Below are 13,481 nucleotides of genomic sequence, written 5' to 3' on the forward strand. Positions count from 1 at the left end.
TCATTTTTATATATGACGGCTACTATAATGTTTTCTGCGTAAAGCGGTTCTAATTTCATAATATACTCCTTGTATTATTATCTTAAAATCCTGCCATTCTTGTTGTATTCTTCTATTGATTCAATCTAAGTTGCTGACAATTCATATGGATTTCCTGGCGTTTTTTGTTCAACTATTTTCAGGATAGTTGCCCTTGATATGGTGGATTTAAAGTATTGTATTTTCATTTATTAACTCATCTAACGATTTAGGTATATTAAATTTAACTACTCCCAAATTACTGCCTCTATTATATAAGAAATTTTTTGCAAGCTCATTATTATCTGTACTTCATCTTAAACTTTGCTAGAAGCAAGGAAGTAATTTAACAGTCGGTGAAGGATGTGAGCCCTCCACACTGATTAGATTTTCACTTTTTTATATTTTTTCCGGAATTTTTGACAATCTCTTGAACTGTGCGAAATGTCACATCTGTATTTTACAACCTCTCTTATAGTAAGGGTATGTAAGAGAGACGTATTAAAGGAGTGAACAGTATGAAGAAAAAAACTTCAGCACTAATGAGACGTTTAAAATATTTTTCACCAATAGATCGTTATAACGATAATCATACACAAGAAACATATGAAGATCGCGAATGGGAAAATGTGTACAGAAAGCGTTGGCAGCATGATAAAGTAATTCGTTCTACACACGGCGTGAACTGTACTGGTTCATGTAGCTGGAATATATATGTGAAAGATGGAATTGTAACTTGGGAAGGGCAGGAGCTTAACTATCCGACTACAGGTCCTGATATGCCAGATTTTGAACCGCGAGGATGCCCACGTGGAGCAAGCTTTTCTTGGTACATTTATAGTCCACTTCGTGTGAAATACCCGTATGTACGTGGTGTTCTTTGGAATATGTGGCAAGAAGAATTGCAAAATAACGAGTCACCATTAGAGGCTTGGAAAAGCATTGTGGAAAACCGTGAAAAGGCACGTACGTATAAGCAGGCGCGTGGTAAAGGGGGATTCATTCGTGCGAATTGGGATGAAGTGTTACAACTCGTTTCAGCTTCATTACTGTACACAGTAATGAAATACGGTCCAGACCGAAATGTTGGCTTTTCACCAATTCCAGCTATGTCGATGTTAAGTCATGCTGCTGGTAGTCGCTTTATGCAACTTATGGGTGGACCGATGCTTAGCTTCTATGATTGGTATGCGGATTTACCACCAGCTTCTCCTCAAATTTGGGGTGATCAAACAGATGTACCAGAAAGTAGTGACTGGTATAACTCTGGTTACATTATGACATGGGGTTCAAATGTACCAATGACGAGAACACCAGATGCACACTTTTTAGCAGAGGTTCGATATAAAGGAACGAAAGTCGTTTCTGTCAGTCCTGATTTCGCTGAATCAACAAAGTTTGCGGATGATTGGATTAGTGTGAAACAAGGTACAGACGGTGCACTTGCGATGGCAATGGGACACGTAATCTTACAAGAATTTTACGTGGATAATCAAGTGGAATATTTCACAAAGTATGCGAAGCAATATACTGATTTTCCTTTCTTTGTCACATTGAAACAAAAAGGAGATCAATTCGTTGCTGATCGGTTCTTAAATGCTTCTGATATTGGACGAGAAACGAAGTTAGGGGAATGGAAACCTGTTCTTTGGAACGAGAATACGAATGATTTTGCAACACCTCACGGCACAATGGGGTCACGTTGGGATAATGAAAAGAAATGGAACTTGCGTTTAGAAGATGAAGAAACAGGTGAAAAGATTGATCCACGTCTTTCTTTACTTGGAATGGAAGAAGCGATTGGAACTGTACAAATTCCGTACTTCTCTGATGATGGAAACAAAGTATTAGAACGTACGATTCCAGTGAAAAAGGTTATGACAGAAGAGGGCGAATTGTTCGTTACAACTGTATACGATTTAACGTTAGCAAATTACGGTGTGAACCGAGGGCTTGGCGGACAAGAACCGAAAGACTTCAATGATGATATACCGTTTACACCTGCATGGCAAGAGAAAATGACAGGAGTAAAACGTGAGCTTATTATTCAAATCGCTCGTGAGTTCGCACAAAATGCTGTTGATACGAATGGTCGCTCAATGATAATTGTCGGAGCGGGTATTAACCATTGGTTTAACTCTGATACGATTTATCGCGCCGTTTTAAATCTTGTTCTTCTCGTTGGAGCACAAGGTGTAAACGGCGGTGGTTGGGCTCATTATGTTGGTCAAGAAAAATTAAGACCAGCAGAAGGATGGCAAACAATCGCGATGGCAAAAGATTGGCAAGGTCCACCGAAATTACAAAACGGTACATCCTTCTTCTATTTCGTAACAGATCAATGGCGTTATGAAGATACACCTGTTGGACATTTAGCATCACCAGTTGAAGGTAACTCTCGTTATCAACATCACGGTGATTACAACGTATTAGCTGCACGACTTGGCTGGTTACCTTCTTATCCAACATTCGAGAAAAATGGAATTGAATTATATAAAGAGGCTGTTGCTGCTGGTGCAACAACGCAAGAAGAAATCGGAAAATACGTTGCACAAAAATTAAAAGAAAAAGAACTGAAATTTGCGATTGAAGATCCAGATAACAAAAACAACTTCCCGCGCAACTTATTCGTATGGCGTGCGAATTTAATTTCGAGTTCTGGTAAAGGACATGAATATTTCTTAAAACATTTATTAGGTACAACAAACGGGTTAATGAATGACGACAGTGATTCATTACGACCAGAAGAAATAAAGTGGCATGAAGAAGCGCCAGAAGGGAAGCTTGATTTACTCATTAATTTAGATTTCCGTATGGCTGGAACAGCACTGTATTCTGATATCGTCTTACCTGCTTCAACTTGGTACGAAAAACACGATTTAAGCAGTACAGATATGCATCCATTTGTACATCCATTTAATCCGGCAATCGGTTCACCGTGGGAAGCGCGCTCTGACTGGGATATTTTCACTTCTCTTTCTAAAGCAGTGTCTGATTTAGCGAAGAAAATCGATCTTGAACCAATGAAAGAAGTTGTGGCAACGCCGCTTCTTCATGATACACCGCAAGAATTAGCGCAACCACTTGGCAAAATTAAAGACTGGAGTAAAGGTGAATGTGAACCAATCCCAGGTAAAACGATGCCACAAATTCACGTTGTTGAAAGGGATTATAAAACGATTTATGACAAAATGACTGCGCTTGGACCAAATGCCGGAAAACAACCGATTGGTACGAAAGGGATCTCTTGGTCAGCAGAAAAAGAGTATGAGCAATTAAAGAGCAAATTAGGAGTCGTTCGAACGGATTCTATCGCGAAAGGTTGTCCAGACATCAAAGAAGCAATCAATGCTGCTGAAGCGGTATTAACACTATCTTCTACAACAAACGGTCATATGGCAGTAAAAGCATGGGAAGCACTTGAAAAACAAACAGATTTAAAACTACGTGATTTAGCAGAAGAACGTGAAGAAGAATGCTTTACATTCGAACAAATTACAGCACAACCGAAAACAGTAATTACTTCTCCGGCCTTTACAGGTTCAGAAAAAGGTGGACGACGTTACTCACCGTTTACAACAAATGTGGAACGTCTCATCCCTTGGAGAACGATAACTGGTCGACAATCTTTCTACTTAGACCATGACATGATGAAAGAATTTGGTGAAACGATGGCAACATTTAAACCAATTCTGCAACATAAACCGTTCCGTAAATCACGACCTGAAGTAGAAGGGAAAGAAATTACATTAAACTATTTAACACCGCATAATAAGTGGTCGATTCATAGTATGTACTTCGATTCATTACCGATGTTAACGCTATTTAGAGGTGGTCCAACTGTTTGGATGAATAAAGAGGACGCTGCTGAAGCGGGTGTTGCAGATAATGATTGGATTGAGTGCTTTAATCGAAACGGTGTTGTGGTAGCGCGTGCTGTTGTAACGCACCGTATACCGAGAGGAATGGCATTTATGCATCATGCGCAAGATCGTCACATTAACGTACCTGGTACGAAATTAACAAGTAATCGCGGGGGAACGCATAATAGTCCAACTCGAATTCACGTAAAACCGACACATATGATTGGTGGATATGGTCAATTAAGTTATGGATTTAACTATTATGGTCCAACTGGGAACCAGCGTGATTTAAATGTTGTAATCCGTAAACTGAAGGAGGTAGATTGGCTTGAAGATTAAAGCACAAGTCGGAATGGTAATGAACCTAGATAAATGCATCGGCTGTCATACTTGTAGCGTAACATGCAAAAACACCTGGACAAATCGTCCAGGTGCTGAATATATGTATTTCAATAACGTAGAAACGAAACCAGGTATTGGTTATCCGAAACAATGGGAAGATCAGGAGAAATATAAAGGCGGCTGGGAATTGAAAAATGGTGAAATTCAGCTAAAATCCGGTTCGAAAATGAAACGTCTTATGAATATTTTCCACAATCCAGATCAACCAACGATTGATGATTACTTTGAACCTTGGAACTATGATTATGAAACGTTAACAAATAGTCCGCAGCGTAAGCATCAGCCAGTTGCTCGTCCGAAATCAGCAATTACAGGCGAATTTATCGACAAAATTGAATGGGGTCCAAACTGGGAAGATGACTTAGCAGGCGGACATATAACTGGATTGCAAGATCCAAACGTAAAGAAAATGGAAGAAGAAATTAAAACAGATTTTGAAAACGTCTTTATGATGTATTTACCACGCATATGTGAACATTGTATGAATCCATCTTGCGTATCATCTTGTCCATCTGGTGCGATGTATAAACGTGAAGAAGATGGAATTGTTCTTGTAGATCAAAATGCATGTCGCGCATGGAGATTCTGCGTATCATCTTGTCCATATAAAAAAGTGTATTTTAACTGGCAAACGAATAAAGCTGAAAAATGTACAATGTGCTTCCCACGTATTGAAGCTGGTATGCCAACAATTTGTTCAGAAACATGTGTAGGACGTATCAGGTATATTGGAGTAATGCTATATGACGCTGATAAAGTAAAAGAAGCAGCTTCTGTTGAAGACGAAAAAGATTTATATGAATCTCAGCTTACTGTTTTCCTAGATCCAAATGATCCAGAAATAGCAGCTGAAGCGAAAAAACAAGGCATTCCTGAAGAATGGATTAAAGCAGCACAACAGTCACCTATCTATAAAATGATTATCGATTGGAAAATTGCTCTGCCTCTTCACCCGGAGTATCGTACAATGCCGATGGTTTGGTATATCCCTCCGCTTAGCCCAATTATGAACATGGTGGAAGGGAAAGGTAGTAACTGGCAAGCAGAAGAGGTTTTCCCTGCAATTGATAATATGCGTATTCCAATTCAATATTTAGCGAATTTACTCACTGCAGGGGATGAATCACACATTCGTCTTACATTGAAAAAAATGGCTGTTATGCGAACATATATGAGAGCACTGCAAATTAATAAAGAGCCAAATGAAGCTGTATTAAAAGAACTTGGTTTAACGAAACAGGATGTAGAAGATATGTATCGTCTTCTTGCCATTGCGAAATATAAAGATCGCTTCGTTATCCCGACATCTCACCGTGAACAAGTGGCAGATTTATATAGCGAACAAGGAAGCTGTGGTTTATCATTCACAGGTGGTCCAGGCTCTTGTATGACAATTTCTTAAATAAAGGGGGCAGAAAATTATGAGACAAAGTTTACAAACAGCTTTTTCTTGTTCTTCTTTTCTTCTCTCCTATCCTGAACTAGGGTGGAGAGAAGCTGTAACTGAATTGCAAGAAGAGGTTGAAACAATAAAACAGGAAGACGTTAAAGCGTCACTTACAGCCTTTATAAAGCAAGTGCTAAATAAAACGAATGATCAACTCATTGATAGTTACGTATATACATTCGATTTTGGTAAGAAAACAAATATGTATCTTACTTATATGAACACTGGTGAACAAAGAGAAAGAGGTATTGAATTACTGGAGTTAAAACAGCATTATAAAAAATCTGGTTTTGAAGTAACAGATAAAGAATTACCTGATTATTTACCGCTATTGCTTGAGTTCTTTGCAAATGCAAATGAGATAGACAGTGAATCAATTATGAGTAAATACACGGAGAATATACAAGCGTTACACGTTCAATTAAAAGAAGCAGACAGTATGTATGAACCAATTCTTGCGGCTGTTCTACTCGCTATCGAAACATGGGGTGTACAGACAAATTAGAAAGGAGAGTTGTTAAAATGATGGATCAATTTCTATGGGTATTGTTTCCCTATATCATTTTTGCAATCTTTATCGGTGGACATATTTTTAGATACAACTATGATCAATTTGGATGGACATCAAAATCTAGTGAACTATTAGAAAAGAAGATGCTCCGGGTCGGGAGTCTATTATTCCACTTTGGGATCATGTTCGTAATTGGCGGTCATGTTATGGGAATTTTAATTCCAGAAGCTGTATACCGTTCAATAGGTATCTCTGAGCATATGTATCATGTAGTAGCAATTAGTTTTGGGCTTCCGGCAGGTGTTGCTTCTATTAGCGGTTTAATTATATTAACGTACCGCCGCGTAACTGTAAAACGTATCATTGCAACGAGTACAAAGGGAGATTATATTGCGCTTATTTTATTACTTATCGTAATGCTAGCAGGACTTTCCTCAACATTTTTAAATATCGATTCAAAAGGATTTGATTATCGTACAACGATTGGCCCTTGGTTCCGAAGTCTCTTTATTTTCCAACCGAAAGTTGAATATATGATGGAAGTACCAATATGGTTTAAAATTCACATTCTCGCAGGGATGGGGCTTTTCGCAGTGTGGCCATTTACAAGACTTGTACATGTATTTAGTGCCCCAATTAAATATGTAAGCCGTAGTTATGTGATTTACAGAAGACGTATTCCTAATGAGTTGAAAAAATAATACTGCTGTAAACGGATAGGAGCTAATGGTTAAAACGAAACGAGGTCTAATATGGAAGGCCTCGTTTTTGTTTACATAGGGAATAAATGTTAATAAGTAGTTTAAATTGAAAAAAGATTAGCATCTAAATAAGATGCTAATCAATGCTACAAACAGAAGCAGAGCAATCTTCACAAGCAATTTCACATTTTAAAAATTGTAAATCGTGGATTGTAATCTTTCCTTTATGAATTGAAATTGTACCTTGCTTTTTTAATTCATTTAACATTCGATTTACACTTTCACGTGAAGTTGCACAGAAATTAGCGAGTTCTTGATTCGTTAATGGTAAATCAATGAGAATACCATTTTCTTTTAATACACCGTAACTATTTGTCATTCGTATAAGAGTAGAGTACAGGGCACCTTTTTTGCCGTGTAATACTAAATCTCGGAACTTCGTTTGCATTCTTCTTAAATGTTCACTAATCCATTTCATAAATTCAAATACAAGAGCGGGTTTTTGGAGTAATGCTTTTTCTAACGCTTCACGTTTTATTACACCTACTTCAACATCTTCAAGACATTTTGAGTTTAATAAATATTTTGCATTATCCGTGAACAATGTTAATTCTCCAATAATGTCATATTCCGAACAAATTCGAAGTGTTAATTCTTGTCCGTCAGCACTAAGTTTACTAATTTGTACTTTCCCTGAGTGAATGATATAGAGTTCTGTTGCCTCCATACCTTCTTGAAAAATAAAACTACCTTTTTTTATCTGCATTTTATATTCAACAGATGCAAGTAATTCTTTTAAATCTTGAGATAATGTCATACTGTTTGCCACAGTGATCACCTTTCTTCTTATAAGCAATACATTTCCTATTTTGAGTGTAAGTATGATGAAAATGCAAGAGCTATTTAAAAATAAATTGAAATTTCAATGACCGTAAGGAGGAGTGGCTAAAGATGTGAACAAAATGCGAACGGATTTGTGAAAATTTTTTGAATGGGGAAAGTGATGTGAGAAAAGTCACATTGAATATGTAGCTTCTTTTTTATAATGAAGGCAAATAAAAAAATGAAAGCTTACTAAGGATTGCAGCAGAAAAGAAGGGATATAGATGCACGAGAACATGAAAGATTCTTTAAAGCGGCCACTTCAAGATTTACGCATTTCAGTTATTGATCGTTGTAATTTTAGGTGCACATATTGTATGCCTGCTGAAGTGTTCGGACCTGATTATGCTTTTTTACAGAAAGAGTGTTTATTAACATTTAATGAAATAGAAAGGTTAGCTAGATTATTTATAAGTATGGGAGTTAATAAAATTAGGCTTACTGGCGGTGAACCTTTATTGCGTAAAGACTTACCGAAATTAATTGCAAGACTTACAAATCTAGAAGGCTTAAAAGACATTGGACTCACAACAAACGGAATTCATTTAGCAAAACAAGCTAAGGCGCTAAAAGACGCGGGATTAAAACGTGTAAATATTAGTTTAGATGCGATAGAGGACCATGTCTTCAAAAAAATTAACGGAAGAAATGTAAGTACAAAACCTGTACTGAAAGGAATAGAAGCAGCAAATGCTGCTGGATTAGAAGTAAAGGTAAATATGGTCGTAAAAAAAGGGATGAATGATAGTCAAATTCTTCATATGGCTCGTTATTTTAAAGAAAAAGAAATTCAGCTCCGTTTCATTGAGTTTATGGATGTAGGCAGTACAAACGGATGGAATTTTGAAGAAGTCATTACGAAGGAACAATTAATAGAGAAAATTAATCGTGTATATCCAATTGAGCCCGCTCAGCCTCGTTATTTTGGAGAGGTTGCGAAATTGTATCGATATGTAGGGAGTAATGCAGAAGTTGGATTTATTACTTCTGTTTCTGAGTCATTTTGTTCTTCTTGTACGAGAGCTCGTATTTCGGCAGACGGCAAGTTTTTCACGTGCCTATTTGGAGCGAAAGGAACGGATTTGCGAACGCTTCTTCGAGAAAATATTTCTGATGCATCACTATTAAAAATTTTAAATGATACATGGCGATATAGAACAGATCGATATTCAGATGAAAGAACGGTTGAGAATACAAGTAAACGTCCAAAAGTTGAAATGTCTTACATTGGTGGATAGTGAAAGGAGGATTTCTTATGCAAGAGCGTTATTCAAGACAAGTGTTGCTTTCTGGAATTGGTGAAATGGGACAAAGAAAAATAAGAGAAAAGCATGTGCTCCTAATCGGTGCGGGTGCGCTAGGAGCTGCGAATGCAGAAGCACTTGCTAGGATGGGAATTGGGAAATTGACAATTGCTGATCGTGACTACGTCGAATGGAGTAATTTACAGCGGCAGCAGTTATATACAGAAGAAGATGCGCAGCAGTGTAAACCAAAAGCAATTGCAGCAGCAGAACATGTAAGAAAGATTAATTCTGAAGTGGAAATTGTACCAGTTGTAACAGATGTCACAATGCGAGAAATAGAAGAGTTAACAAAAGATGTGGATCTCATATTAGATGCGACTGACAATTTCGATACGCGTCTACTTATAAATGACATTTCACAAAAAGAAAATATACCTTGGATATATGGCGGATGCATTGGGAGTTACGGTGTAACGTATACAATTCTTCCTGGGAAAACACCATGTTTTCGCTGTCTAATGGATCATCCTATGGGCGGTGCAACATGCGATACAGCCGGAATCATTCAGCCAGCTGTACAAATGGTCGTTGCTCACCAAGTTACAGAGGCGATGAAAATATTGGTGGGTGATTATGAATCATTAAGAGGGACGATGTTGTCATTTGATATTTGGAACAATCAATATCTCTCATTAAAAGTAAATAGACAGAAGAAAAGTACATGTCCTTCTTGTGGGAAATCACGAACGTATCCAAGCCTAATATTTGAAGCGCAAATGAAAACGGAAGTGTTATGCGGACGGAATACAGTTCAAATCCGTTCAGGAATAAAGAGAAATCTTAATTTAACCGAAATTCAAAAACGATTACAAAAAAGTGTACATGTTAAAAAAACGCCTTACTTACTATCATTTCTAGTTGATGAATATCGTTTTGTTTTATTTATAGACGGTAGGGCATTTATTCATGGGACAAATGATGTAAAAATAGCAAAACGATTATACGCAAAATATATAGGATGAACAGAAAGAGAGTTGCCCCTTATTAAAACGAGGTGAAAAAAGAATGTTAGAAAAACGTATACCAATTCCAGTGGCAGAAGCAGTTGCACGTGTAATGGAATATGCTTACCAAGGTGAAATAGAAAAGGTTTCTCTTATAGAAAGCTACGGTAGAACACTTGGACAAGATGTTATTGCAGATCATGATGTTCCGCATTTTGATCGCTCTCCGTACGACGGGTTTGCGATTCGAGCGGAAGATACAAAAGAAGCGAGTAGTAGTAACCCCATTCAGTTTGAAGTAATTGGCGAAATTGGAGCAGGCTTTGTTTTTACAGAAGAAGTGAAAGCATTTCAAGCTGTCCGTATTATGACAGGTGCCGCAATTCCGGAAGGGTGTAATGCGGTTGTTATGTTAGAGCTAACGGAAGGATTTGAAGAAAACGAAAAGATTTATATGGTATTAAAACGCTCTTTCTCTTCTGGCGATAACATTTCTTTTAAAGGAGAAGATGTAAACCAAAATAGCATCCTTGTGAAAAAAGGGACTGTTATTAATCCTGGAGTTGCAGCGCTTCTTGCTACGTTTGGTTATAGTACGGTATATGTTGTAAAACAGCCAGTCATTGGAATTGTAACGACAGGAAGTGAACTGCTCGAAGTACATGAACAATTAAAGCCAGGGAAGATTCGAAATAGTAACTCTTATATGGTAGCTGCTCAAATTGAACGAGCAGGTGGAATTGTACAGTATTATGGGCAATTCGCTGACAATTTTGAGACGTGTTATAACACTGTAAAAAAAGCGATAAAAGAAGTTGATATATTAATTACAACTGGTGGCGTTTCAGTAGGAGACTATGATTATTTACCGGCTATTTATGAGAGATTACAAGCTAATGTACTTTTTAACAAAATAGCGATGCGACCAGGAAGTGTGACAACTGTAGCTGAGTTAGAGGGAAAACTATTATTTGGTCTATCTGGTAATCCTTCTGCTTGTTATGTCGGATGTGAATTGTTTGTTCGACCTGTCATTGGAACATACTTGCATAGGAAAGATCCGCACATATATCGTGCAGAGGCAATATTACAGAAAGACATTTCGAAAGCAAATCCGTTTACTCGTTTTGTAAGAGGGAGAGTGGAATTTGTAGATGGTCAATTACAAGTTACACCAGTTGGTTTAGATAAATCTAGTGCAATTTCTTCACTTGCAGAGGCGAACGCATTTATCGTCCTGCCAGGAGGAACGAGAGGATTTGAAGCAGGAATAACTGTTTCGGTACTGTTATTAGAATCAAACGCTGGAAGTGAGTGGCCGTGGGAAGAACCACTTCGATCATACAAATAATAGAAAAATAGATTACTAACTTATACAAAGATAAGAGGTGCAAAATGATACAAACGTATTATGAAGTAATTGATACACCTATTTCAATTGAGGAAGTTACAAACAAAGTAATTCGTCGTGAGTGCGGCGCAGTTACTACTTTCGTTGGTACTGTTAGAGAATTTACGAAAGGGCGTCGTACGCTACATTTAGAGTATGTAGCATATAAAACAATGGCAGAAAAACAACTTGAGAGAATTGGTACTGAAGTAGGAGAGAGGTGGCCTGGGACATTTGTCGCCATTACACATCGCATTGGTACATTACAAATTTCTGATCTTGCTGTTGTCGTCGCTGTTTCTACACCACACCGGAAAGCTGCATATGAGGCGAACGAATATATTATGGAGCGTATAAAACAAATCGTTCCAATTTGGAAGAAAGAATTTTGGGAAGATGGTGAATCATGGATTGGTGATCAGTTAGAGAATGTAGCATATGAGAATGGTGAGCCTGAAGAGGAGATGAGAATATGATTGAAGTACTATTATTTGCACATTTACAAGAAGAAGTAAGTAAGCCAGCATTACAAATCGATTGTGAAAATATTACAGTTGCTGAACTAAAGAAGGTACTCATTAAGAAATACAACGTAGCGATTTCAAATGAAATCATGGTAGCTATAAATGAAGAGTATGCAAATGAGGATGACATCATTCAAACTGGCGATATCATAGCGATAATTCCGCCAGTAAGTGGTGGTTGATTCTTTTCGACTTAATCATGTTACGACGTGATTAGGCTGGAGAGAATGAATATAAATATGCATACATAGGAGGGAACAGGATGAAAAGTCCTAATTTTCAATTAAGTTTACAAACTTCTAATCTAATTATAGGTTTTATGGTATGGGTCATTTTATCATCATTAATGCCTTATATTAAAGTGGATATCCCATTAACTGCGGGGCAAATTTCTATGGTCACAGCAGTACCCGTTATTTTAGGTTCTGTTCTTCGCATTCCAATTGGTTATTGGACAAATCGTTTCGGAGCAAGAAAATTATTCTTTATTAGTTTTATTCTATTATTACTTCCTGTCTTTTATATTAGTGTTGCCAATTCTATGATGGATTTAATTATTGGTGGATTATTTGTAGGAATCGGTGGTGCTGTATTCTCTGTAGGAGTAACTTCTTTACCAAAATACTTTCCGAAAGAGAGTCATGGTTTTGTAAATGGTATTTACGGTGTCGGTAACGCCGGAACAGCAATTACTTCGTTTTTAGCGCCTGTTATCGCAACTTCAGTTGGCTGGAGAACGACAGTACAATGTTATTTAGTTTTACTTGCAGCATTTGCACTTATGAACTTTTTATTAGGTGATCGTAAGGAGAAAAAGGTGAATACACCATTAATGGAACAAATAAAAGGTGTATATAAAAATGAGAAACTTTGGTTTTTATGTATCTTTTACTTTTTAACATTCGGATCATTTGTCGCATTTACAGTATACTTACCAAACTTTTTAGTATCTCACTTCGGATTAGAGAAAGTAGATGCTGGTATGCGAACTGCAGGATTCATTGTACTCGCAACAATTATGCGTCCGATTGGTGGTTGGCTCGGCGATAAGTTTAATCCATTTAAAATATTAATCTTCGTATTTATCGGTTTAACACTTTCAGGTATTATTTTATCATTCATGCCTAGTATGAACGTGTATACATTTGGTTGCTTACTAGTCGCATTTTGTGCAGGCATTGGTAATGGTACAATCTTTAAACTCGTTCCAATGTACTTCTCAGAACAAGCAGGTATTGTAAATGGACTTGTTTCAGCTTTAGGCGGACTAGGAGGGTTCTTCCCGCCCCTAATTTTAACATTACTATTCCAACTAACAGGCCATTATGCAATTGGATTTATGGCATTATCAGAAGTCGCACTTGCTTGTTTAATCATTACAGTGTGGATGTATAGTCAAGAAAAGCTGTTAGTGATGTTAAAAAATCATTAATAAGGAAAAAGAACCATCCCAAAGTATTTTGGGATGGTTCTTTTAGTAATAGGCTTCAAC

Annotated in this window: 11 protein-coding genes; 10 read left to right on the forward strand and 1 reads right to left on the reverse strand. The window is 37.3% G+C overall.

Translation table 11 applies throughout. From position 1 onward, the window contains the following. Positions 1-536 precede the first annotated feature (536 nt). The 4 genes from ACQGS6_RS14880 to narI are packed head-to-tail and all read left to right on the forward strand — an operon-like array spanning position 537 to position 6,942. Complete coding sequence (locus ACQGS6_RS14880) at positions 537-4,220, forward strand: nitrate reductase subunit alpha (protein WP_000730782.1); 3,684 nt, start codon at positions 537-539, stop codon at positions 4,218-4,220. Continuing rightward, positions 4,210-5,685 (forward strand): nitrate reductase subunit beta, encoded by a 1,476-nt coding sequence (gene narH / locus ACQGS6_RS14885; protein WP_000692664.1) that lies wholly within the window; start codon positions 4,210-4,212, stop codon positions 5,683-5,685. The genes ACQGS6_RS14880 and narH overlap by 11 nt, the downstream gene beginning before the upstream one ends. A gap of 19 nt (positions 5,686-5,704) precedes the next feature. Further along, positions 5,705-6,235: a nitrate reductase molybdenum cofactor assembly chaperone gene (gene narJ, locus ACQGS6_RS14890; protein ID WP_001249926.1), complete on the forward strand. Its 531-nt coding sequence runs from the start codon at positions 5,705-5,707 to the stop codon at positions 6,233-6,235. 17 nt (positions 6,236-6,252) lie between these two features. After that, positions 6,253-6,942 carry a respiratory nitrate reductase subunit gamma gene (gene narI, locus ACQGS6_RS14895; RefSeq protein ID WP_098529275.1) on the forward strand — a complete coding sequence of 230 codons (690 nt, stop codon included), beginning with the start codon at positions 6,253-6,255 and terminating at the stop codon, positions 6,940-6,942. A gap of 136 nt (positions 6,943-7,078) precedes the next feature. Here narI and ACQGS6_RS14900 read toward each other — a convergent pair whose 3' ends face one another. Then, positions 7,079-7,771 (reverse strand): Crp/Fnr family transcriptional regulator, encoded by a 693-nt coding sequence (locus ACQGS6_RS14900; RefSeq protein WP_000013866.1) that lies wholly within the window; start codon positions 7,769-7,771, stop codon positions 7,079-7,081. Positions 7,772-8,048: 277 nt separating this feature from the next. On the opposite strand from ACQGS6_RS14900, the gene moaA reads away from it, so the two are divergent. The 6 genes from moaA to narK all read left to right on the forward strand — a co-directional run bounded on the left by moaA (position 8,049) and on the right by narK (position 13,421). Then, positions 8,049-9,062, forward strand: a complete 1,014-nt coding sequence (moaA, locus tag ACQGS6_RS14905) for a GTP 3',8-cyclase MoaA (RefSeq protein WP_000545033.1) — start codon at positions 8,049-8,051, stop codon at positions 9,060-9,062. A gap of 17 nt (positions 9,063-9,079) precedes the next feature. Beyond that, complete coding sequence (locus ACQGS6_RS14910) at positions 9,080-10,093, forward strand: molybdopterin-synthase adenylyltransferase MoeB (RefSeq protein ID WP_426965268.1); 1,014 nt, start codon at positions 9,080-9,082, stop codon at positions 10,091-10,093. A 43-nt stretch (positions 10,094-10,136) separates the two neighbouring features. Further along, entirely contained in the window at positions 10,137-11,426 is a 1,290-nt protein-coding gene (locus tag ACQGS6_RS14915) for a molybdopterin molybdotransferase MoeA (RefSeq protein WP_426965269.1), read from the forward strand. 44 nt (positions 11,427-11,470) lie between these two features. Further along, a complete protein-coding gene (locus tag ACQGS6_RS14920; RefSeq protein ID WP_000616829.1) occupies positions 11,471-11,941 on the forward strand; it encodes a molybdenum cofactor biosynthesis protein MoaE in 471 nt (156 codons plus the stop codon). Beyond that, positions 11,938-12,171, forward strand: a complete 234-nt coding sequence (gene moaD, locus ACQGS6_RS14925; RefSeq protein ID WP_426965270.1) for a molybdopterin converting factor subunit 1 — start codon at positions 11,938-11,940, stop codon at positions 12,169-12,171. The genes ACQGS6_RS14920 and moaD overlap by 4 nt, the downstream gene beginning before the upstream one ends. 80 nt (positions 12,172-12,251) lie before the next feature. Continuing rightward, entirely contained in the window at positions 12,252-13,421 is a 1,170-nt protein-coding gene (narK, locus tag ACQGS6_RS14930) for a nitrate transporter NarK (protein ID WP_000841857.1), read from the forward strand. Positions 13,422-13,481: the final 60 nt, after the last annotated feature.

Origin of the sequence: Bacillus sp. GMs2/2 (assembly GCF_050172095.1) — a bacterium.
In the GTDB taxonomy this organism is placed as follows: domain Bacteria; phylum Bacillota; class Bacilli; order Bacillales; family Bacillaceae_G; genus Bacillus_A; species Bacillus_A cereus.

Coding starts and splice junctions, on each gene's coding strand:
- ACQGS6_RS14880 (WP_000730782.1), top strand. CDS start 537: ATGAAGAAAAAAACTTCAGCACTAATGAGACGTTTAAAATATTTTTCA.
- narJ (WP_001249926.1), top strand. CDS start 5,705: ATGAGACAAAGTTTACAAACAGCTTTTTCTTGTTCTTCTTTTCTTCTC.
- narI (WP_098529275.1), top strand. CDS start 6,253: ATGATGGATCAATTTCTATGGGTATTGTTTCCCTATATCATTTTTGCA.
- moaA (WP_000545033.1), top strand. CDS start 8,049: ATGCACGAGAACATGAAAGATTCTTTAAAGCGGCCACTTCAAGATTTA.
- ACQGS6_RS14910 (WP_426965268.1), top strand. CDS start 9,080: ATGCAAGAGCGTTATTCAAGACAAGTGTTGCTTTCTGGAATTGGTGAA.
- ACQGS6_RS14915 (WP_426965269.1), top strand. CDS start 10,137: ATGTTAGAAAAACGTATACCAATTCCAGTGGCAGAAGCAGTTGCACGT.
- ACQGS6_RS14920 (WP_000616829.1), top strand. CDS start 11,471: ATGATACAAACGTATTATGAAGTAATTGATACACCTATTTCAATTGAG.
- moaD (WP_426965270.1), top strand. CDS start 11,938: ATGATTGAAGTACTATTATTTGCACATTTACAAGAAGAAGTAAGTAAG.
- narK (WP_000841857.1), top strand. CDS start 12,252: ATGAAAAGTCCTAATTTTCAATTAAGTTTACAAACTTCTAATCTAATT.